The sequence below is a fragment of the Photobacterium sp. GJ3 genome (assembly GCF_018199995.1).
Classification (GTDB): Bacteria; Pseudomonadota; Gammaproteobacteria; order Enterobacterales; family Vibrionaceae; genus Photobacterium.
On sequence record NZ_CP073578.1, the window covers coordinates 2,155,209 to 2,177,641 of the forward strand.

23 protein-coding genes and 1 pseudogene are annotated in these 22,433 nt (G+C 43.3%); 5 read left to right on the top strand and 19 right to left on the bottom strand.

The window, feature by feature from the left end:
* Window positions 1-13: 13 nt before the first annotated feature.
* The gene (locus KDD30_RS09685; protein ID WP_211645677.1) at window positions 14-1,264 is read right to left on the bottom strand and encodes an SGNH/GDSL hydrolase family protein; all 1,251 of its coding nucleotides are present in this window, start codon (window positions 1,262-1,264) and stop codon (window positions 14-16) included.
* Between the two features lie 38 nt (window positions 1,265-1,302).
* Between KDD30_RS09685 and KDD30_RS09690 the strand changes: the two genes are divergently transcribed.
* Both KDD30_RS09690 and KDD30_RS09695 read left to right on the top strand, forming a co-directional pair.
* The gene (locus tag KDD30_RS09690; protein WP_211645678.1) at window positions 1,303-1,461 is read left to right on the top strand and encodes a hypothetical protein; all 159 of its coding nucleotides are present in this window, start codon (window positions 1,303-1,305) and stop codon (window positions 1,459-1,461) included.
* 627 nt (window positions 1,462-2,088) lie between these two features.
* Window positions 2,089-3,321, top strand: coding sequence for a bifunctional alpha/beta hydrolase/OsmC family protein (locus KDD30_RS09695; RefSeq protein ID WP_211645679.1), 1,233 nt, complete (start codon window positions 2,089-2,091; stop codon window positions 3,319-3,321).
* A 171-nt stretch (window positions 3,322-3,492) separates the two neighbouring features.
* Here the strand turns inward: KDD30_RS09695 and KDD30_RS09700 are convergent, their stop codons facing one another.
* The 6 genes from KDD30_RS09700 to KDD30_RS09725 all read right to left on the bottom strand — a co-directional run bounded on the left by KDD30_RS09700 (window position 3,493) and on the right by KDD30_RS09725 (window position 8,977).
* Complete coding sequence (locus KDD30_RS09700; RefSeq protein ID WP_211645680.1) at window positions 3,493-4,605, bottom strand: alcohol dehydrogenase catalytic domain-containing protein; 1,113 nt, start codon at window positions 4,603-4,605, stop codon at window positions 3,493-3,495.
* 60 nt (window positions 4,606-4,665) lie between these two features.
* Window positions 4,666-5,616, bottom strand: a complete 951-nt coding sequence (locus tag KDD30_RS09705; protein WP_211645681.1) for a D-ribose ABC transporter substrate-binding protein — start codon at window positions 5,614-5,616, stop codon at window positions 4,666-4,668.
* Window positions 5,617-5,726: 110 nt separating this feature from the next.
* The gene (locus tag KDD30_RS09710) at window positions 5,727-6,743 is read right to left on the bottom strand and encodes an ABC transporter permease (RefSeq protein ID WP_211645682.1); all 1,017 of its coding nucleotides are present in this window, start codon (window positions 6,741-6,743) and stop codon (window positions 5,727-5,729) included.
* Window positions 6,744-6,786: 43 nt separating this feature from the next.
* Window positions 6,787-7,155 (bottom strand): ATP-binding cassette domain-containing protein, encoded by a 369-nt coding sequence (locus KDD30_RS24755; RefSeq protein WP_211645683.1) that lies wholly within the window; start codon window positions 7,153-7,155, stop codon window positions 6,787-6,789.
* Entirely contained in the window at window positions 7,152-8,333 is a 1,182-nt protein-coding gene (locus KDD30_RS09720) for a sugar ABC transporter ATP-binding protein (protein WP_211645684.1), read from the bottom strand. Before KDD30_RS09720 ends, KDD30_RS24755 begins: the two co-directional genes overlap by 4 nt.
* The gene (locus KDD30_RS09725) at window positions 8,330-8,977 is read right to left on the bottom strand and encodes a DUF2291 family protein (RefSeq protein ID WP_211645685.1); all 648 of its coding nucleotides are present in this window, start codon (window positions 8,975-8,977) and stop codon (window positions 8,330-8,332) included. The genes KDD30_RS09720 and KDD30_RS09725 overlap by 4 nt, the downstream gene beginning before the upstream one ends.
* A 586-nt stretch (window positions 8,978-9,563) precedes the next feature.
* Between KDD30_RS09725 and KDD30_RS09730 the strand changes: the two genes are divergently transcribed.
* The gene (locus tag KDD30_RS09730) at window positions 9,564-9,869 is read left to right on the top strand and encodes an OsmC family protein (RefSeq protein WP_256449238.1); all 306 of its coding nucleotides are present in this window, start codon (window positions 9,564-9,566) and stop codon (window positions 9,867-9,869) included.
* A 243-nt stretch (window positions 9,870-10,112) separates the two neighbouring features.
* On the opposite strand, the gene KDD30_RS09735 is transcribed toward KDD30_RS09730, so the two are convergent.
* Window positions 10,113-10,727, bottom strand: coding sequence for a hypothetical protein (locus tag KDD30_RS09735; RefSeq protein WP_211645687.1), 615 nt, complete (start codon window positions 10,725-10,727; stop codon window positions 10,113-10,115).
* Between the two features lie 30 nt (window positions 10,728-10,757).
* Complete coding sequence (locus KDD30_RS09740) at window positions 10,758-11,471, bottom strand: hypothetical protein (RefSeq protein ID WP_211645688.1); 714 nt, start codon at window positions 11,469-11,471, stop codon at window positions 10,758-10,760.
* A gap of 393 nt (window positions 11,472-11,864) precedes the next feature.
* Between KDD30_RS09740 and KDD30_RS09745 the strand changes: the two genes are divergently transcribed.
* Window positions 11,865-12,551 (top strand): hypothetical protein, encoded by a 687-nt coding sequence (locus KDD30_RS09745; protein ID WP_211645689.1) that lies wholly within the window; start codon window positions 11,865-11,867, stop codon window positions 12,549-12,551.
* Window positions 12,552-12,647: 96 nt separating this feature from the next.
* Here the strand turns inward: KDD30_RS09745 and KDD30_RS09750 are convergent, their stop codons facing one another.
* From KDD30_RS09750 to KDD30_RS09760, 3 genes are all read right to left on the bottom strand, one after another.
* The gene (locus KDD30_RS09750) at window positions 12,648-13,241 is read right to left on the bottom strand and encodes a cysteine dioxygenase family protein (protein ID WP_211645690.1); all 594 of its coding nucleotides are present in this window, start codon (window positions 13,239-13,241) and stop codon (window positions 12,648-12,650) included.
* A gap of 487 nt (window positions 13,242-13,728) precedes the next feature.
* Entirely contained in the window at window positions 13,729-14,415 is a 687-nt protein-coding gene (locus KDD30_RS09755) for an alpha/beta hydrolase (protein WP_211645691.1), read from the bottom strand.
* 750 nt (window positions 14,416-15,165) lie between these two features.
* Complete coding sequence (locus KDD30_RS09760; protein ID WP_211645692.1) at window positions 15,166-15,369, bottom strand: hypothetical protein; 204 nt, start codon at window positions 15,367-15,369, stop codon at window positions 15,166-15,168.
* Between the two features lie 603 nt (window positions 15,370-15,972).
* Between KDD30_RS09760 and KDD30_RS09765 the strand changes: the two genes are divergently transcribed.
* Window positions 15,973-16,185, top strand: a complete 213-nt coding sequence (locus tag KDD30_RS09765; protein WP_211645693.1) for a cold-shock protein — start codon at window positions 15,973-15,975, stop codon at window positions 16,183-16,185.
* A gap of 692 nt (window positions 16,186-16,877) precedes the next feature.
* Here the strand turns inward: KDD30_RS09765 and KDD30_RS24520 are convergent.
* The 7 genes and pseudogenes from KDD30_RS24520 to KDD30_RS09795 all read right to left on the bottom strand — a co-directional run.
* Window positions 16,878-17,111, bottom strand: a pseudogene (locus tag KDD30_RS24520) (ISAs1 family transposase); the annotation flags it as partial.
* A 237-nt stretch (window positions 17,112-17,348) separates the two neighbouring features.
* Window positions 17,349-18,191: a class III extradiol dioxygenase family protein gene (locus tag KDD30_RS09770; protein WP_211645694.1), complete on the bottom strand. Its 843-nt coding sequence runs from the start codon at window positions 18,189-18,191 to the stop codon at window positions 17,349-17,351.
* A 4-nt stretch (window positions 18,192-18,195) separates the two neighbouring features.
* On the bottom strand, window positions 18,196-18,549 hold the full coding sequence (locus KDD30_RS09775; protein ID WP_211645695.1) for a protocatechuate 4,5-dioxygenase subunit alpha: 354 nt from the start codon (window positions 18,547-18,549) through the stop codon (window positions 18,196-18,198).
* Between the two features lie 11 nt (window positions 18,550-18,560).
* Window positions 18,561-19,433, bottom strand: a complete 873-nt coding sequence (locus tag KDD30_RS09780) for an amidohydrolase family protein (protein ID WP_211645696.1) — start codon at window positions 19,431-19,433, stop codon at window positions 18,561-18,563.
* A 28-nt stretch (window positions 19,434-19,461) separates the two neighbouring features.
* Window positions 19,462-20,499, bottom strand: coding sequence for a 4-oxalomesaconate tautomerase (locus KDD30_RS09785; RefSeq protein WP_371826039.1), 1,038 nt, complete (start codon window positions 20,497-20,499; stop codon window positions 19,462-19,464).
* A 22-nt stretch (window positions 20,500-20,521) separates the two neighbouring features.
* Entirely contained in the window at window positions 20,522-21,199 is a 678-nt protein-coding gene (locus KDD30_RS09790) for a 4-carboxy-4-hydroxy-2-oxoadipate aldolase/oxaloacetate decarboxylase (RefSeq protein WP_211645698.1), read from the bottom strand.
* 13 nt (window positions 21,200-21,212) lie between these two features.
* Complete coding sequence (locus KDD30_RS09795) at window positions 21,213-22,226, bottom strand: amidohydrolase family protein (RefSeq protein ID WP_211645699.1); 1,014 nt, start codon at window positions 22,224-22,226, stop codon at window positions 21,213-21,215.
* Window positions 22,227-22,433 lie beyond the last annotated feature (207 nt).

The following is a 22,433-nucleotide window of genomic DNA, read 5'->3' on the forward strand; positions in this document are numbered from 1 at the left end:
AGAGAACATCGTTTTAAGGCTGAATCTCAAAGTTTGAAATCACCGGAAGATACATCGCATTAGCAATATATTTGTGGGTTGCCGTTGTCGGGTGTGTCACGCCCCAGAAAACATACTGATCTGAACCATACAACGCGCACTCATCCGTAAAGCTGTGGCTGTATAGGTAATCTGCTGCCGAGTTGCGGTTGATGTCCAGACAGGCATCTTTGGCATTGGCAAAACCATGGGACTGCGGATTGGAGGTGATCTGATCAAACAGCTTGTGCGCATCAAACAGGACAACATTGACACCTTGATCCTGATACCGCTTCGCTTCCGCCTGAATAAACGCATTAAACGCCAGAATCTTTGCCTGAACCTTGTCGATCTCAGCCTGAGACGAATACTTGAACTGTGGCGCACGGGTGGCATCCGGCAAAGTCATCAGCAAAATATGATTGGCGCCAGATGCAGTTAAACGCTTCATGGCCTCGCTGAAATCCGCCGACGCATCCGCAACACTGCGGTCATAGTTCATGAAGTCATTCAAACCAAATTCCAGCGTGAATAAGGTATTCGCCGGATTGTAGTTTTTCGCCAGCTGCATGTACTCAAGATACGATGTCACCTGCTCGGTCACCCCCGTCAGGGCAACATACTGGTTCGAACCGGCCGCACCGCCAACTGCCCAGTTGTATAAGGGCAGGTTCAGGCTTTCCGACAAATACTCGGTCCAGACGAAGCCGTTCGAAAAGTGGCCCAGGAACCAGGAATTCCGGTTTGGAAACACCCACTGCGACGCATTAAACAAATTCCCGGTGTCTGACAGACTGTCGCCAAACGCCACCACTTTATTCAGACCACTCACCGCTCCCTGATCGTTGCTCCACACGGTGTGGTTATACGACCAACGGTTATCGGCAGCATAAAACAGCATATCTGCCGTCTCATGTGTCACACCCAGCGTATCCGCACAGCGCTGCTGGATTTCAGTCTGAGGTGTACTGGTATAAAACATATTTTTAAATGACCAGCCGGACCACCAGTAGCCATTCAGTTTGTAGTACTCCCCATGTTGATCCAGCGCCCACTCCCAGGTGGTTGCCGGATCATCATGCGACTGAGCCGGACGATACCAGCACCGGACATAAGTGTAGGTATTGGCACTTTGCACTTCCTGAATCAGCGCGGCAGACAAAGGGGCACGGGGGGCTGGAATTTCAGCAGGTTGCGCGAATGCGGTAACAGGCATCAGCGCCGACAGAAGCAATATTTTTTTCATAAATAGTCATCAGTTATTGGAAACGTTATGACCTATAGTTGACAGAAATATTAGCTGTCAAAGTTGCACTGAAACCAGAAGCAATAAAATGGGACCAGGTTCAAATCGCGGTGGCTTTATCAGCAATTTTTGGCGATGAACTGAAACCGGGCAAAAACGTGGTTGATCAACGTTTTCTGATAAAAACAACCGAATAACCACACAAATAATCAGGTATTTGAGGGCCATTCAAATATTCTGTACCACACATCCTCACAGTGAGTTAAAAAGGTAAAACCCACAACTTTAGATGATAATATCACTGAGTTAACCTTAAACAGGAAAATAACACTTATTACTCTGAACAGCTGCCTCGATCCCTCACGGGAAGTTCTCCCCTTGTGGAAGCAGGCAGACACACCACAGTGAATGCTCACTCCCCGCACCTCCAAGTTTGAGCCAGTAGGATGACGAAAAAACAACGTCAATGCCCCCTCACACGCACAACACCCGAATCAACAACGCACAATTTGAGCAGATGCTTGCGCATTTTCTGTCTCACAAGATTACGTGAGATGCCGACCACACTGGAGCAATTTCAACGAGCATTAAAAACGATTGAAAACCATGGCTCGAGCCTGAAGGGAAAATAATTCTGACGATGCATGATCCCGGTTCCGCGTCATGCGTGTCATAAAAGAAAATTTGCAGGGTCTGTATATGGATTTCCACTGGATCCGCTCAATGTCATCGATGAGGACCTATCATCATTTAAACTTCATTCTCAATCGTCCAGCGGATTCAGTGTCTGACACGATGACGAAGCACATGCAAAGGGGTATAAAATGGCAACGAAAAAAAGCAAATTGACCTTTACGAGCCACGGGCTTGAGTTGGCAGCGCTGTTGGAAGCACCCGACCATATCACGAGAGGCTATGCTATTTTTGCGCACTGTTTTACCTGTGGCAAAGACATTGTTGCAGCCGCCAGAATTACCCGTTCGCTGACGGACGCTGGATTTGCGGTACTCCGTTTTGACTTCACCGGCCTGGGAGGCAGTGAGGGTGATTTTGCAAATACCAATTACTCGTCGAATGTTGAAGACTTGGTCGCGGCGGCCAGATATCTGGAAGAAAATTATTTAGCACCTTCGTTGCTGATCGGCCATAGTCTGGGTGGCCGGGCGGTCATCTCTGCCGCACAACGCATTCAAAGCGTTCAGGCGGTTGCAACAATCGGCGCGCCGGCAGATGCGGCTCATGTCGCCAAACAGTTCTCTGCATCGCTCGATGAAATTCAAAGCCAAGGCGTCGCTCAGGTGAATCTGGCGGGCCGTAAGTTTTCTATTCAGAAGCAATTTCTGGATGATATTCATCAGGCCGCGCAGGATATCGAATCGCTGCGTGTCCCATTACTGATTTTTCACTCCCCTTTAGACAAAACGGTGTCTATTGCGCAGGCTGAAAAAATCTACAAGCAAGCCAAACATCCCAAAAGCTTCATCAGTTTAGACCACGCTGACCATTTACTGACCAATAAAGCGGATGCAGCCTTTGTGGCTCAAAGCATTGCGATTTGGTCGACGCGATATATCAAGACCATCGCCGACACGCCGATGATCGACAATACAGCGTCTGGTCTGCAGAAAGGTGATGTTCGGGTGACAGAAAAAAACCATCAGTTCACTCGCCGGATAGAAACCGATCACCATCAATGGCTTGCTGATGAACCTTTGACGGTCAATGGTGATAATTTAGGCCCTGACCCGTATGAACATTTACTCGCCGCCTTAGGGGCATGTACATCCATGACGCTTCGGATGTATGCCAAACGGAAGAACCTGAACTTAGAGGATGTTCAAATTCTTTTATCCCATAACCGGGAACATGGTGAAGATTGCCTTGAGTGCGATGAAACACACCCCAAAATTGATGTCATTTCTCGTGAACTGATTCTGAAGGGGGATCTGACACCCGATGAAAGACAGCGTTTGACGGAAATCGCGGATTTGTGCCCGGTTCACAAAACCCTGGAAAACAAAGTGGTTGTGAGAACAAGATTGAAGCCGGAAGCATAACCTTCTTTTCGACCATCACTCCCTCGGTCAATAACCGGGAGAGTGATGTTCTTTTCATCGACAGACGTCCCAATCAAAATTATCCAACATTCTCTGACATTGTGTTTCAGAAAAAATATAAATCATAACGAATGACCGGATGGGTCATTCAGCATCATGCTTATATTTGTGTTAAGGAACCAATATCACTTTCAGTGAATTTTCCCCTCTTGTCACCAATTCAAATCCTTCTTTAAATTTCTCTAAAGGAAATGTATGCGTGACAACCCCCTCTGTAGGCAGACTTCCATCAGCGATTCCCTTGATCACTAACGGGTAACAATAGGGTCCCAGATGCGCACCTAATACATCCAGTTCCTTACGGTCGCTAATAATACTCCAATCAACCGTAACAGGATCTTTAAAGACACTAAACTCTACAAACCGACCTAGATTACGTATTGCAGCAAGGCCCTGTTCAACCGAAGATGGATGCCCAGTCGCTTCAATATATACATCACAGCCATAGCCTTCGGTCATGGATTTAATTTCAGCGACAACATCAACTTCCAATGGATTGAGAACAATATCCGCACCAAAGTGTTTCGCGATTTCCAGTCTGTCATTCTTGGTGTCTAAAACAAGCAGAGTTTCAGCACCCGATTTTTTAGCCGCCCCAATCATACCCAAGCCAAGCGTGCCTGCACCTGCGATGACGACAAAATCACCAAGCCGAATACTGGCGCGCTCAACAGCATGCATAGAACAAGCGTAGGGTTCAATCAGAACGGCTTTCTCAATCGGTAAATCTTCAGGGATCTTGAAGTTAATCGATTCTTTCGGAAACTTCATATATTCAGCCATGCCACCATTCACATTATTTTGGAACCCATAAACATCATGTTTTTGGCACATCCAATATTGTCCCGTTTTACAAAACCTGCATTCCCAACAAGGAACAATCTGTTCTGAAATGACTCGATCACCCACTTCAAAATCTTTGACTAAGTCACCAATTGCGACAATTCTTCCAACGAATTCATGCCCTGGAATCATGGGTGCTTTAATATAAGCAGGTTGAGTCTCATCCCCCCAAAAGCTCGGGGCTCCATGATATGATTTTAAATCTCCAGCACAAATTCCGCATGCCTCAACTTTAATGAGAATTTCTTCCTGGTTGATTTCAGGGACATCAACATCCTCGAGCCGATAATCATAAGGCGCGTAGGCAACGACTGCCTTCATCGTTTTGGGGATGTCACCAGCATGATCTTGTGATTTTGAAAAATGTTCATTTTGACACATTACGTACCCTTCCTTTAAATATTAAAGTGTTTGATATCAATTGATATCGCACATTGAAAATTACTCAGATAAAACGAAAGGCTTGATATATTGATGAGCATTTTCCGCCGTGATCAGTACACAATCAAACAATTGCTTCTCTGTGTCTGCACCGGTTTTTCCTGTACGGATAAAGCTATTTGCTTGACGCACTGCTGCTTCTGAAAAAACCGCAACGGGTTGCAATACGGTATATGCAAGTTCACCGGCTCTTACAGCATCAACAGCATCTGGTGAACCATCAAAACCACCAACGACAACATCTTTTAATTTGCCAGCTTGTTTCAGTGCAGCAATCGCGCCTAACGCCATCTCATCATTACCACTAATAACACCAACGATATCAGGATGAGATTGAAGCATGGATTGCATCTTATTGTGGCCTTGCGTTCTATCCCAATTCGCCACATCTTTAGCGACCTTTTCTAAATCAGGATATTGAGTGATGATCGTTTCAAAACCATTCGAACGCGTTGCTGCATTGTTATCGGAGGGTGCACCAAACAGCTCAGCATATTTACCTTCTTCGCCAACGGTTTGGACCCATTCCAACGCACCTAAAGCTGCACCCTGTGCATTATTCGAAACTAACTGAGATTTTGCCAAGCCAGCTTGGTTAATTTCTGCGTTAATAATAAAAACAGGAATTCCTTTATCAACAGCTTTACGCACTGCTCCAACAGATCCATCTGCATTTGCCGGATCAAGAATAATCGCAACGGATTTATTAATAATTGCGGTATCAATCAATTTACTTTCTGTGTTTGTATCACCTTTGTGAGCGCTTAGATTGGCTTCATAACCTAGTTTGATTGCTGTTTCTTTTGCAACTTCACCTTCAGTGAACCAATACGGATTTGACGGGTCGTTGACTATAATAGAAATCAAACCACCGGCTACTGAAGTGGCACTAAAAAACATTGAAATTAGGACCAAAGATGAAGCAATCATCATTTTAATTTTACTAATCATACACAAACATCCTTTTAAAATTCATACATTTATTAATATTTCAGTATGGTAACCATTCAATTAAATGACTTACACAAATCAATATATATCATGTTTAAATAATTTCCCTCCTAACGTTTACGACCATGTTGAATGTTATTTAGCAATACAGCCAAAACTATTACTGCGCCAGTAAATACCGTTTGCCAATAAGAAGAGACTCCAATCATGACAAGTCCATCCGATAAAAATCCAATAACAAATGCACCAAGAAGTGTTCCACTCACATTACCTCGCCCACCAGTTAAGGCGGCACCGCCGATAACCACTGCAGCAATTGCAGTTAATTCATAAGTTGTACCTGCGGTAGGACCTGCTGAAGTTAGTTGTGATGATAAAACCAACCCAGCAATGGCAGCACAAACACCCGAGATGACATATGCCCATATTTTGACGCTTCTCACAGGAACACCAGATAATTCTGCTGCACGCTCGTTGCCGCCTGAAGCGTACAACCAACGGCCAAAGCTAGATCGATTCAAAATAAAAGTAGCAATCATGACCACAACGCCTAAGACGATGACACCTATCGGGATACCGAATAAACGATTAAATCCAATCCAATCAAATCCGGTATTTCCAAGTGATACTTCACCTGCCAGCTTGTTATAAGTTAGGCCATTTGTCATTAATAAAGCAATTCCCCGAGCAACATAAAGCGTACCTAAAGTTGCAACGAATGCAGGCACTTTAAGATAAGCAATCAAGATAGCATTGATTAATCCGATAAATGCACCAACACCACATGTCAGCAGTACTACCACCCATATAGGAGGATAGATAGTTACACCCTCGCTTTCTATAGAAACGCCTTGGATTAGGAAACCAGCAAAAACACCACTGAGTCCCAGAACTGACCCAACCGATAAATCAATTCCACCGTTTAATACAACAATAAGCATACCAATGGCTAATAAACCAAATATGGCTACATGTGACGACATAATCATCATATTTTCAACGGTTAGATAATATGGTGACATTACCGAAAAGGATATTATGATTACAATTAATGCGAAGAATGCCCTGCCCGATAGTAATATCTGAAGCAAATCATACCTCTTAAGATTAGACGAACTTGGTTTCATTCTTAACTCCTATTCATACCAATTCTCTTAATCAATAAAGTTGCTAACATGACTTTTCTCCTGATGCTGCCATGATTTCTTCTTTCTTAGCGCCAGCACCAAAAATTGCAGATACCTCACCTTTACGCATCACAATGATTCTATGTGCAATGCCTAAACACTCTTCAACTTCTGAGGTGGAATAAATAACTGACAATCCTTCTTTCACTTTACTATTCAGTAATTTAAAAACTTCTGCTTTTGCACCGATATCAATACCTCGACTGGGTTCATCAAGAAGAATAACTTTTGGATTAGTTGCAAGCATTTTACCAATAACAACTTTTTGTTGATTTCCACCAGAAAGAGACCCTATAGAACTTTTCTCACTATCAGTTTTTACCGTGACATTTTTAATCGCATAATCAATCAATTCATTTTCTTTACCTTTTGAAAGGACCCTAATTGAGAAAATTCACTTACACTTGCAAGTGAAAGATTAGTTCCAACATCCATTGTTTGGACTAATCCATCTCGTTGTCTATCTTCTGGAACTAATACAAGCCCAGCAGTAATACGATCAATAATATTATCGCCCGATATATTTCTGTTCTGGAATACAATACTACCATCTGATTTTTTTAATCTACCTGCGATACATTCTAATAATTCTGTCCTTCCTGATCCCATAAGACCATATAAGCAAATCACTTCATTTTCGTGGAGAGTAAGTGAAATATTATCAACAACTTTTGATAAACCATTCCCTGATTCTGAATGGACTGTTAGATTTGAGACTTGCAGGAGAGGCTTATCTGAAAGCGTTTCATAAGATGCTTTTTCAATAAAATAGTTATCTCCAACCATGTTCCTTACAATCCATGGCAAATCAATTTTATTACGAGGTGCATAATTTGTTACTCTACCATCACGTAATACAACTGCAAAATCTGTAATTTCAAGCGCTTCTTCTAAGTGATGAGAAATATATACAATAGAGACGCCTTTATGAATCAAATCTCTAATAACTTTAAATAACACTTCAACTTCTGCAGCGCTCAATGCAGATGTTGGCTCATCCATGATTAAAATTCTAGAATTAACAAATAATGCACGTGCAATTTCAACAAGTTGCTGCTTTCCAAGACTTAAGTTTTCTACCAGCTCTAGTGGATTAATATCTTCTTCTAGTGCTTCAAAAAGTGTTCTTGTTATCCTTTCCTCTTCAGCGTAATCAATACCAAAATTGCCTTTAATTTCTCTACCGATAAATATATTATCCCTTACTGAAATATTCGGTGACAAACTGAGCTCTTGGTGAATGATATAAACACCATTTTCTTGTGCTTGGCTTGATGACTCAAATATGACTTGCCTTCCATCTAAAACAATGTCACCAGTTGTTGGTTTTATGATCCCTGATAATATTTTCATCAAAGTCGACTTACCCGCACCATTTTCACCGAACAATGTCGTGACACGACCTCGATATATCGGGAAATTAACTTCCTTCAACGCTTGATGATTACCATAAAACTTGGATATATTTTTTGCTTCCATCACAACATCATTTTTTTCACCTAACAGTTCCATGTTCTGAGCATCATTCATTGTGACACCTCTAATTTAACCGGTGTAATGAGCCAGCTTTTTATATTGATTAAATTAAACACGCCTGAAACAGAGATTGTCTTCCCAAGTAAATTATCTCTATCTAGCTGGTCTAAAATAATGTTTTTAACCTGTTCATTGAGTCCCGAGCCGACATTTTGATATTCAATTTGATTTTTGAACTGATTGAATGAAACCCTTCCTGTTGCGTCTCTGACTGCTGTACCGTTAATCGCAGGACCTATCTGAACCCGTACTTTTATCACCTCTGGCACACCGTCAATGGCGACAGTGACAATGCTGTTTTTCCTATTCACGACTTTACCCGTCAGCGAAACTGGTAAAACCGCACCAATACCTACCTTTACACCATAATTTTCTACCGCTTGCGATTTATTCGCTATGATTTCCTTGGCTAGTGTTTCAGCATCAATCGCTTTCGACTCAATAAACTGCTTAATTTGAGGAAACAAATTTCTTGCATAATCCTCAACGGAAAAGCCCGTTTCAGTCTTTGATTTTATAGGAACAATTTTGGTGTCCCATACAGCGACGCCCAAGATACAAACAGCGATAACAATCCCCATCCACTTCAGGCTCAAGAGGCTATTTTTTTCCTTATTTGATCGAAACAATACGCTCATATCACACCTCAGTTACAGGCAACAAACCGTCTTTTTTTATTTATCTTTATGTTACATATGTAAGACAAGAGAACAAATGACAATAAAGACACGGAAAAGATGTGATCTTGAAACATTAATTTAACTTAATTTGCTTTATACCTATAAATTTAACCCATATGAATTCTTTTCAATTTCAATTACTTATAATCAAACCCTTTCTTTTTGGTCAATTTTAAAACGTTATAAAAAAACATTTGCTCTCCCAATGAACATAAGAAAAACCACATCGTTCATTGAGACCTTGTGATTCAGACAACTCTTTATTCATATAAAATTAGACACTTAACTTGATCTACGCAGCACTGATTACTCAACCTCACTTCATATCAAAGCCTGTTGTGAAATCATAAACTGGGCACACTACAGAAAAATCTTGATTAAACATCGGTTAATGAGAATTGAGGTGATGTCGGATGGTTAGTACTGTATTGAGTCTAAGCATTCCGATTTGATCGACGCGAGATATCAAGACCATCGCCGACACGCCGATGATCGACAATACAGCGTCTGGCCTGCAGAAAGGTGATGTTCGGGTGACAGAAAAATCAGTTCACTCGCCGCCTTAGGGGCATGTACATCCATGACGCTTCGGATGTATGCCAAACGGAAAAACCTGAACTTAGAGGATGTTCAAATTCTTTTATCCCATAACCGGGAACATGGTGAAGATTGCCTTGAGTGCGATGAAACACACCCCAAAATTGATGTCATTTCTCGTGAACTGATTCTGAAGGGGGATCTGACACCCGATGAAAGACAGCGTTTGACGGAAATTGCGGATTTGTGCCCGGTTCATAAAACCCTGGAAAACAAAGTGGTTGTGAGAACAAGATTGAAGCCGGAAGCATAACCTTCTTTTCGACCATCACTCCCTCGGTCAATAACCGGGTGAGTGATGGTCTTTTCATCGACAGACGTCTCAATCAAAATTATCCAACATTCTCTGACATTGTGTTTCAGAAAAAATTTAAATCATAACGAATGACCGGATGGGTCATTCAACATCATGCTTATATTTGTGTTAAGGAACCAATATCACTTTTCAGTGAATTTTCCCCTCTTGTCACCAATTCAAATCCTTCTTTAAACTTCTCTACTTTTCACGCCGGACAATATCACTGTATAACACAACCTTCTCATCCGATTGGGTGGGAAAAAATTCGATGCCAAGTTCATCATGAATGGCTTTGCTTGTTTTATCGTTCAACTCATCGAGCGCGACGCCGATGTTCACATCAATGTTGCAGGAAGCATAAATACGACGGATTTCTTTGATCGTGGCCGTTAATTCAACTTCACCTGTCGGTGTCGGGAATATCTCTACAGTAAAATTCTCCATGATAGGATGACGCTGAGTAAACTGAGCCGATTTCGGTATAAATTTCAGATAGAAGTACGACGAACCGGATGACGGAGTGCACCAAATCAGTGTCAGCGTATCATCCGCAGTCATGTCATATTGAACTTCACGCCACTTCCAAAAGTTTCGGGTTCGGTAGACCCATTGCGCCTCGTTGACACACCAGAGAACCTCCCTTTTTCGCAACACAGACCACAGCCCCAGCACCCCAAATGCAGCCTGTAAGGGATTAGGCGACGTAAATGGCAGAAAGATAGCGAACACAATCGTCCAAAACCAGCCAAATGGCTTATGCCAAACCTTTAAGTTGCAGATGACACGATCATCTGTTTTTTTTGTCATTTTCATTTCGTCTGTGATCCATCAACATCATTGGTGCTATTCAGCCGATTTTATTTCATCTCTCATTTGACTGGACGTCAGCCTGTATCGCTTCACTTCATAATACTCTGGGCGCTTATCTGCAGCAGCCAACCCATCTTCAAAAGAGGCGCGTGTTGGATCAAAGCCAAGCGCAGTAAAGATAGCCGTATATCTTTCCTCATCCAGATCTGCCAAGCCGAAGGCGATTTTGACATCCAGATGACTGGCACGATAAACCTCAATGATTTGCTTCATCATCTCCGTTAATTCTGGCGCTTTGGCATCTTGGTCGAATTTTTTTAATCGATATTGAGTTTCAGGTTGATATTTAGACTGACCATTCGGTTCAAACCGACTGGATTTCGGTTCGAACTCGAGTTCAAACCTGCCATAACGCGTCATGATCGTGCCATCTATTTCTTCCTCAACCGGCTTTTCGTAATACAGAATTACAGCATCACGGTCTGACATCTGATGACTGGTCTGACGCCAAAATAAATAATTGCGCACTCGAAAAGACCACTGACGCTCCCTTTTCCGCCAGACCATTTCTTTTTTGCGTAAGACGGACCAAAGGCTCAGTAAAGCGGTCACGTACTGAACCGGAAAATAAGGAAACAGCACAATCAATACAACAGACGCCAGAAAAAATACCCAACCCACAGGTTTGTGCCAGATCTTAAAGTTACAAATGACGATATCGTCTCTCTTCTTTTTTAGCTTAGCCATGCCAACCCCACGATTTAATAACAAGTTTCACTTTAGATGCACTGCCGTTTTTCCAGCATGCTACTCTGACGCTGAGTGTGAAGAATAATGATTAAAAACAGCCCACACACAGAAACTGATTTCATAAAGCCCAATGAAGATAAAGGCGACCGAATGAGAATGTGGATTAAAATCACATGAAGATTCCTCACCGGGAATCTAAACTTCTAAAAAACAGAACAGCACCTGATACCCCATTCTTTTACAATCATTTCCTGATATTTCAATGAAAAAATGAGTATTTATTGAATATGATGCGGCCTGTTGGCAATGCTTCATGATTGCAATTTCGCCCGAAACCGACATACTGCGCGCTGTTAATCGCTGTAGAAAATGTGTTGGAGTCGTCGTCTGATGAGACTTTTAGGTCAATTTTGTTTTAGCTTTGTTGTATTGTTTCTGGCCGGTTGTATCGCATCTGGTGTGAATTTTTCGATTCGCTACGATGCGGTGAATGGATTGAAAAACAATGCGTCATTAATGCATGACAACCAAGTCATTGGTAAGGTCAATGAAATCATCTACACCGAACAGGGTCATTTTGAAGTACGTGTGACGGTCGATGAAGCCTTCCAAACACTGGCAACGGATTCAGCTCTGTTTGTCATCACAGACAATGCCAAGGCCAAAGATGCACAGATCATTCAACTCATTCCGAATGACAAGCCGGGAACACGCATTCAGGACGGGCAAGTGATTCAGGGCAGTACCAAATTAGCGGGGATTGCCAAAAAGATGCAAAATCAGCTTGGCAAGAGCCTGCAGTCGTTCGCTGCAAGTATGGACCGTTCCTTCTCGAACTGGGTCGACAATACTGCAGAGCCAACAGCGGACCAACTGGACAATGAATTAGATCAGCTGATAGAAGAAGCAAAGTCATTCGGTCATGATGCCAACGATCGGATACAAGCCGATGTTATTGAAACGCTGAAACAACATATTGAACGACTGAAACAGCAAATGAATGAACGGAATCAGGACGACGCCATTGACCCGCTTGAAAAGAAGGTAGAAGCACTGGAGCACCTGATGCAGGCGTAATTCACGCCCAAAAAATACGTTTCCATCACCAAGACAACATCGGATCGGCACGCAGTACATCGTGTCGTCGATCCGATGATTCACCACCAAGCTTCTTCAGATTTCATAGAACCAGGTGTCGTGCTGAAGATCCAACAGCTCTGCTGTACCGCTTTCGAGTTGATAGAGATAGAACTGTTTCAACGGCGGAGAATAAATGTGCAGGGTCACCAAAGGCTCATCCCCGCCTTGCAGGTTAGAGATCTGATGAATATCGCTGTCGCGACTCACAGTCACCTCGCCGCTCGGATAATGAGTCGACTGGGTCGCGTAAATGTGGCCATTCGCCGCTGGCTCAAACAGGGTTTCTGTCGCCTGCCCTTGCAGAACTTTCACACCGCAAGCACTGCCGATGTGATCATGTATTTTACTCCGCTGTCCGTTCAGCCAGCTCAGGATCAACACTTCACAATGTTCATTTCCAAACAAGCGACGCCTTGAATATGTTTCCTGATCAAATTGCACCAACTGCCTGACTTCGTCGCTGCTGAATTCGACTTTTTCCAGCATGAATCGAATCGTCGCCAAAGACAGGGGTTTGTCGGCTAATTCAACATGAGTCAGTAATTCCTGATAGGTAAAGCGGCAATCCGCATCCAGGAACGTAGTCAGAGTGGGGGGCATTTGATGTTGTGTCGTTGAAGGCTGCATTGTGGTCTCCTAGCCTGCTGTTTTATGCATTATTGTTATTTCTTATTCCTGATTAACATAGCCAGTAAAACACCTTCTTTCCCGCCCCGTGTATCGCAGTGTTGAATTCGGTGAACACAGTCACGCGCCAACAAGTAATTAACAACTCTGATATTTGCATATTGCCATAGGGGGAAACCATGAAGAAATCGCCATGGTTTTCCCCCGATAAATATCAGCTGTAAGAAGTAGAATTTTCTCGTAGCCTGAAGGAAATGCCGGGGCAGACACATTCAATAAACCATTCACATGTCTGTCCTGGTTACTCTTCAATAAACAAACGCAATGAAGGTATTGATGATGAGCTATTTCGATTTTTTTGGGGAAAACTTATGAAGAACTGCTCAAAGCAAAAATTCCAAGACACATAGCTTTTTAATGTAAGGGGCCGTCCGATTAGTGCGATCCCCCTTTGAATGACTCGTTTACCGCTTTCAGTCACTACTTCTTAGTCCGCGGCTTCCGAGATGAGTCCAGCCACCTCTTCAGGCATTGAGGCCAGAGATGCATGACTCGCAGCTAAGGTAATCACTTTGCGTGGCTTCATGCGCTGAGACATCATCTTCTGGTTCTCTGGACTGATCATTCGATCGTCGCTGGAAATCTGGTACCAACAAGGTTTTTTGCTCCACGCAGGACGAGTAACCGTATCTCCAAAAGTCGAACCCAAAGGCGCTTTTTGCGTTACGGCCATCACCAGCCCCTCTTCTGGAGTAAGGTCTTGGCAAAAACTTTCGTGAAACTTCTCTGGCGTAAGCCAAAGGTAACCATCACTGTCGGGGACAACATTGGCAATTGCGGCTGGAGGGTTATTTTGGGTAATATCGCCCGCACTTTCACCAGCATCTGGTGCGAAGGCGGCGATATACACCAATCCAACGACGTTGGGCATATCACCTGCTTCAGTGATTACAGCACCGCCGTATGAATGCCCGACCAGAATAACTGGACCAGATTGCTGTGCCACCATCTTACGTGTTCTCTCGGCATCGTCAGCGAGTGACGTTAACGGCAACTCGATCGCATGTAGCTTTGCATAGCCCATACGTGAAAGAGACACTATGACTTTGCTCCAATGAGCTGCACCACCCCAGAATCCATGCACCAGAATAATTGTTGGTTTCTCACTCATCATTCAACCCCCGCCACTCTATAATTCCAGCTAGTTGCAGGGTCAAAAAATTTGTTCTTGAGACGCCTCACGTCCTAGCTCAGACAATACCAAAGCAGCCATATGCACTTTCAATCACTAAAATCAAAGCATAGTAAAAATACCCCATATTGCGAACCTCAATTGACAAGGAAGTAAGTAACTTCGACAAGTAGCTTTCCCAATACACTAATGTATTGATATAAATACCAAAAATGATGATTTAAAACACAGATGCCAAACGGATAAATTCCAAAGCAGAGACTAACGTCAAGACACGAGTTGACTCAAGCCTGTAAGCCGTTGATTTTGATGGTGCCCCGGGCCGGACTTGAACCGACACAACGCGAACGTCGAGGGATTTGAAATCCGGTAGAAAGTTGTTTTTAATCATATAGTCAGGAGAAGAATCAGAATATAAACCATATTTCATGGCATTATAATTCAATGCGTTACACTTAATACCAGCAAAATATTGTGAAGATATACACATGGATTAAGGAATGATACCAAAGTATTTCTTGAGTACCGTTGCCAATTTATGGCGAAAAGTACACTAACTTTCGTAATAGGGGGCTTGATATGCGAGAGAGATTTGAAACAATGGCAATGAGCGTATTTATTATTTCTAAGTGTATCCGTCCATGGAACGCCAAAGAACAAGTTGCAACGTTAACTTGTCTATCTTAACTAGTTCTTTTGTTAAAACTCATTATTGGTCAATGAACTTCTGATTTATTGATGCTGCTTGAAGAATTTCTCGGCATTTGCAAAAAGAGAATCACAATGTTTCTTTTGTTTATTATAATCAGCAGTACCTTCTTTCATGGAATCCAGTAATTCTTTTGCACTATGGTATTCTTTAACCATCATCTCAAACTTGGCTTCATAACCGCTTTTCCTTGCTTTTTTTTGAGGGGTTTCTCGTCTTTTTTTCATTTTCTTCCTTTATGTAGCTCTCAGAATTTAAAAGGGGGCAATACTAGCTCATATGATATGAATGAAAATAACAAGCTCATTTAGAAGTAATATGACGAAAAAATCGAAATATAAATTATAAGATACTTGAACTAAACATCTCATTAATAGTTCACATTTGAGTAATAAGGGACACTATACACCGTTCACTCTAAATAGATAGGAATTTTCTATTTATTTTTCACCTTTCCATACAATAAGGTGAATATAGTTAGCCTTTTCGATAAAAGTAAGCCTGCAGATTTAAGCTACTCTAAATCATCAATTGCTAACGATTAAAAGTCTGACCCGACCAGAAAAAACAAGAGAAACCCTGTAAAACCAACCACTTAGATTAAAAACAACTTAAAATCAAACAGAAAACATAAAATAGTACTGTTCATTTCCCAGACAACCTGTATAGTGGGTTCAGCTCTAGCAAAAGAGCTATTCCTAAAAATGAAGTGCAAGCCTGTTCCCAGTTTCCTTTCGATACCTTCGTCTAGCTCCTGCGATAGCTTCTTCTCATTGTTTATCAGTAGCATTTGCTCGAAGTCTAATTACTTTTATTTATCAGAGGTATCTATGTCCAACAAAACAACGGGTTCAGTAAAGTGGTTTAACGAAGCAAAAGGTTTTGGCTTCATCTCTCAAGACAATGGTGGTTCAGATGTATTTGTACATTTCAAATCTATCGTATCTGAAGGATTCAAAACACTTGTTGAAGGCCAAAAAGTGAGCTTTATTCTTGAAGACGGTCAAAAAGGTCCTCAAGCTACAAATGTAACTGCTCTGTAAGTGGCTTAGGTGTCATCAATTATATGACACCTATTTTCTCTAACTGAAGTCGTTTTATTACACTTAACAATCAAGGTATTTTATTGTCTAGAAGAACAAGCCGCCAGCGATATTGGTATAAAAAGCTTTGTGATTTAAATTCACAATGGGCTAAAGATAAACGAAAAACATGTTAACCATCATTTTTCCTTCATCGAATCTGATGAATACCAGCAGTACCTTTGTGAAGAAACACATGACTCTTCATACCAATAAATTTATCCTCAGTGCTCACATGAAAAACCAGAAATAATTGGATATATGAAAGGATAAAGTGCTAAATTGAAACATAAGAATGAATACAACCTAAAACATTGAAGCAGGATCATATGAAAAAGAGCAAAAAGAAGGCCCCAAAAAAAGACAAAGAAAAATCACTTCTAACCGAGCATAAGAACACAAATACGACCAGAAGAAAAATTGAGGATATTCTTGACCAACGTAATTTTGACAAATTATTTGAACTCTAACCCCCCATCACATCCTTCAATTGAACGTCAATTGAGTATTCAGCAAAAATTTAAAATTTCGTTGCATGTTTCTTATTGTGTTCAATACGAACACGTTTTTATCTCGCTACGTGTAAATTACCTCTTCAAATTTCAACGTTGTTAGCCAACGCTCTCTCACACACAGGGTAAGGGCATGAATGCTCACTTTTCACTCCCCCCTTTAAAACCAGCCAGTAGTACCTTCTCCAAATAACCACGACTCATTGCCGCGGTTTTCTGTTTACGCCGAATACTGGCTTTTCTAGTCGTTTCAGCACACAGCATATTGATAGCGATGTGGCGCATACAAACTATAATCTCAACGGCGTTACCGCGGAATATCTGGCAAGCGTCTTCATTCATCGATGCATCTAAAATTGTGGCCAATTTTTGTTGACCACGTCACATTGCATCAGTTGTTTTTTAAAGAGATAATCGTCATCGGCTTCACGGTTGATTATTGTTATTTGTTTGACGACGATTATCAGCTTATACGTGAAGCCTTTTTTCTATCTAAAATATGGCGTTAACGCGAAAGATCTTGTTTATGAGAACCATTAGCAAAGAAGGGTGGCCTAATTTTATCCAAGACAACTTTTTATCGACTTTATTTGTAGTTGCAGCAGTTCAAGACTACGATTTGTTCTCAATCAACATAGTACCCGCTCCCGTATTGGAAATTGGGATGTGGTAGTTGCTGTGCAGTACGTTAAGTTTGCCTCGAAGTGCACCACGCATTCCCAGCCACATAATTAGCTCAGGACCCTGAGCGCCTGCTTCTTCCACCAAATCGCGAATAGTCAGCGATGTTAATGCCTCGGGCTCGCTGATAATCTTATCCATGCAGTACAAGTCAAACTTTTTGTTGATAAAGCCAGCACGCTCACCATCCAACTGATGAGACAAACCACCAGTGCCAAGTATGACCACCTTGAGATCTTTATCGTATAACTCAACCGCTTCACCAATCGCCTTACCTAAATCAAAACAACGCTTTGGTGATGGCATTGGGTGCTGCTCAACATTGATACATACCGGAATGACCTTCATATGATCATACTGGTTACCCGGCCACATTAGCTGCATAGGGACAGTCAAACCGTGGTCCACACGCATTTCCTGGCAGATAGTAATGTCGAATTCTTTTTCCACCAATTCGTTACAGATATGCCAAGACAGTTCTTGATCACCGTGAATCGGCGGGATCGGCTTGATACCCCAACCTTCATCAGCATTGTGATACTGCGAAGCAGCCCCGATGGCGAAAGTCGGCTTCTTGTCGATGAAAAACTCCAGTCCGTGGTCGTTATAGAAAATGATAGCCACATCCGGCTTTTCTGCTTCAAGCCACTCATGAATGGGAAGATAAGCATCAAAGAATGTTTTCCAGTACGGCGTTTGCTGTAGCCCCTGATCAATAGCCTTACCAATCAGTGGAATATGAGATGTTGTGATACCGCCAATAACCTTAGCCATGTGTTTATTCTCCTGCCGCAACCAGTTTCTGTTGGAATTCTTCTACCGTGACACCTGTTTGTAGAGCACCAATGTCCTGCATATTCAACCCCAACATACCGACGAATTTAGCGAGATAGTAAATATTACCGCCTTCTTCCAGCAACTTGAGTACATCGCGGTCTCGGATCGCCTCTTTTTGGGTTTCGGTTAAACCAAATTGATCGCAGTAAGCCATCTCGTCTTGCTGGAAAGCATTGCGGGCCAACTCTTCATTTAGTGAATAGCACATTTTATTTAGTTCATAACCTTTCATCGCCATCTTGCCATCGAACATAGTGGTGCCTGAAATCGGGTTGGCGTTATTTAGGTATGACATAGCAAGCTCCCTTATGCTGACCAGTACAGTTTCATCGGATTATCAACCAGCAGCGCTTGCTGGCTTTCGGCTGTCGGTGCGATCAGCGGAATCACATCCACCAGCTTGCCATCATCCGGCACATGGGATTTCATATTCGGATGCGGCCAGTCTGTTCCCCAGAGTACGCGACTAGGGAAGCGTTCAACCAAGTACTTGGCAAACGGCACCACATCGCTGTAATCCGATATTGTATTGGTTAGGCGTTCCGGGCAACTCACTTTAGTCCAAATATTTGGGTTTTCATCCAGCAACGATACAAAGCGCTGGAAGTCGTTGTGAGCAACACCCTTGGCAACATCCGGACGACCCATATGGTCAACAACAACCGTCATATCCAGCTCAACCAAAAATGGTGCAATTTCTTCGAGATCTGCTGCTTCAAAATAAACCACCACATGCCACCCCAAAGAACGGATTTTATTGGCAATATTCTTGAACACAGATTTTGGAGTTGTCTCCACCAAACGCTTCACAAAGTTAAAACGTACACCACGCACACCACGCTTGTGCATGTGTTGCAACTCGGTTTCAGTAATGTTTTCGGATACGACCGCGACACCACGAGCAAGATCACCAGCACTATCTAGTGCATCCAATAGAGCTGCGTTATCGCTACCGTGGCAAGAGGCTTGAACAATTACATTGCGGCTAAAACCTAAGTAATCACGCAGGGCAAACAGCTGCGATTTAGGTGCATCACAAGGCGTGTATTTACGTTCAGCTGAATACGGGAAAATCTCGGCAGGGCCAAACACATGACAGTGGGCATCTACAGCGCCTATCGGTGCCTTAAATTCTGGTTTTGACGGGTTATCGTGAAATGGTAGATAGTCTGCGTCCATCTTTTATTATCCTTTTAAATATCTTCCGTTAATGCCCAAACACGACACCGTCGTACAACTTACGTGTGGTTCGTAAAATAGCTGAGTTTTCGACATTGTTGTTTTGATCTGTCGTCAGCAGTACGGTTAAGTTACCGACAGGGTGTTCAATAGCCAGTGTCTTCAACTCGCCCTCAGGGATGTCAGCTAAGCCATGAGCTGGTGACTCCTGCAACAGACAAGCAGTGGCAACACTGACCGCGCCCAACACACCGATAGAAGCATGACAACGGTGGGGAATAAAAGTGCGTGTTGATATGGCACCACCTTGCTGCGGTGCGCTCACCATGGTCATTTTCGGTACCGTGCGCTCAGCCACATCACCCAGGTTCATCAGGAACCCTGCCTGCAAGCGGATACTCTCCAGCTTTTTGCGCAGCTCGGCATTTTCCTCAAGCTCGGTTCTCGACTCGATACCAGTGATCCCCATGTCTTGAGCCCGAAGCACAACCACAGGCATGCCGTTATCTATCAAGGTAACAGGGACGCCGTCGATATTGTCGAACTCTCGTCCTGTTGGTAACAGTGCACCACAACTTGAGCCCGCCGTATCTTTGAAGGTCACTGCTACTGGGCTTGCCGTACCAACAACTCCATCAATCGTAGCCTCACCTCGATAAGACACCACGCCATCCGGTGTTTGAATAACACATGAAGCCACCTGGCCGGTGTTCTCCATGTAAATATTGACCATGGTCTCACCGTCATTGGCGACAACCAAACCGCGCTCAATCGCAAACGCACCGACACCAGCCAAAATGTTGCCGCAATTCTGGCCGTCACTAACGATGGCTTCGTCGACAAACACCTGTAAAAACAGATAATCAATATCAATACCCGGACGCGATGACGGCTCTACCACCGCCACTTTCGAGGTCAGTGGATTACCTCCGCCCATACCATCGATCTGGCGCGGGTCAGGCGATCCCATGATGCTCAGCAGGAATGCGTCACGCTCGGCCGTATCCTGCGGCAGATCTTGTTTCAGGAAGTACGCCCCTTTGGATGTCCCCCCTCGCATCCACATACAAGGGGCTGATAGCGGCATATTAGACATATTTCAGTCCTTTTTCAGCCAAACGTCCACGCATGTTGTAGATATCTAGCCCTAGCTCGCCATTCGCCAAGCGTAAACGCTTTTCTTCTTCTCGTGCCATTCGGGCACGTGCTTCAGCCAGTACTTCTTCTGCTTCATCACGGCGAACAACACAAACACCGTCATCATCGGCCACAATCACATCGCCTGGGTTGATCAGCTCATCGGCGCAGACCATTGGTACGTTCACCGAACCAAGGGTTTCTTTAATCGTGCCCTGACTGAAAATATGCTTCGACCATACCGGGAATTTCATATCTCTCAGATCACGGGTGTCACGCACACCGCCTTCGATGACCAAACCAACCACCCCACGTGCCTGGGCAGACGTTGCCAGCAAATCACCAAAGAAACCAAAGTTAGAGGGTGATGTCGGTGCGAATACCAGCATGTCACCTTCGCGTGCCTGCTCAATCGCCACGTGCATCATCCAGTTATCGCCTGCTGCACCAGAAATGGTCAGTGCCGAGCCAGAAACCGCCTTGCCTGAATAAATTGGGCGCATGTAATCAGCCAGCAAACCGCGACGACCTTGGGCTTCATGTACAGTTGCCACCCCACACTCGGCCAGCCCTTGAATGATTTCCGGGTTCGCACGCTCGATATTTTGTACAACAACGTTCTTGTCCATGGTCACTCCTTGATTACGTGATGTTTAGGCGGCTGAATACGCGGCGAGCATTACCTTCAAAAATCATTGATTTTTCTTCTGCCGATAGCTTAGTGTTCGCGTCGATATATCGTTTGGTATCGTCAAAGTAATAGCCTGTTTCTGGGTCAACACCGCGTACCGCACCAATCATTTCTGAAGCAAACAAGATGTTCTCTTTCGGCAAGATATCCAATAACAGATCGATGCCTTTTTGATGGTAAACACAAGTATCGAAGTAGATGTTCTTCAGTACCAGCTCTTCCAGCGGTGGCAAACCCATGTCTTGAGCGATACCACGGAAACGTCCCCAGTGGTAAGGCACGGCACCACCACCATGAGGGATGATGATTTTCAGCTCAGGGAAGTCTTTGAACACACAAGAAGTCATCAATTGCTGGAAAGCGGTAGTATCAGCACCTAGGTAATACGACGTTGTCGTATGTAGGCATGAGTTACATGAGCCACTGACGTGGATCATCGCAGGCACATCAAGTTCAACCAGCTTCTCATACAGCGGGTAAAACAATCGATCACCTAGCGATGCGTCTTTCCAGAAACCACCGGTTGTATCTGGGTTCAGGTTGCAGCCAATAAAGCCCATTTCTTCTACACAACGCACCAACTCAGGAATTGATTTGGACGGTGTAACGCCTGGTGACTGCGGCAACTGGGCAACCGGTGCGAAGTTGTTTGGGAAAAGATCGCAAACACGACGAATCAGATTATTCTGGTGCTCAGTCCAGAAACGACTCGTATGCTCATTACCGATGTGGTGACCCATCCAGCTGGCACGCGGCGAGAAAATCGTTAAGTCAGTGCCACGTTCTTTTTGCAAGCGCAGCTGGTTGTTCTCGATACTCTCGCGAATTTCATCATCAGATATATTAATCTGGCCTTTCGTACCGATGTGGTTCGGATCTTTTTCTAATGCTGCTTTCTGTGCCTCGCGGTAATTGCCAACTTGAGGAGGCGTGGTGGTGTAATGTCCGTGACAGTCGATAATCATACTCGGCATCCTGCTTGAAGTTATATGTTACTAAAATGCTTCTCATCTGTGACAGAATACAGTATTCACACCTAGCGGAATTTTTACCATTCCATTTTCAGGCAATGATATTGATTTTTGATATAGTGAACAGAAACTGCATCATCTATGAATGAAGAAGAAATACATCTGATAACCACAAAAAGAGCTCCCAACTGCTATGTTTTT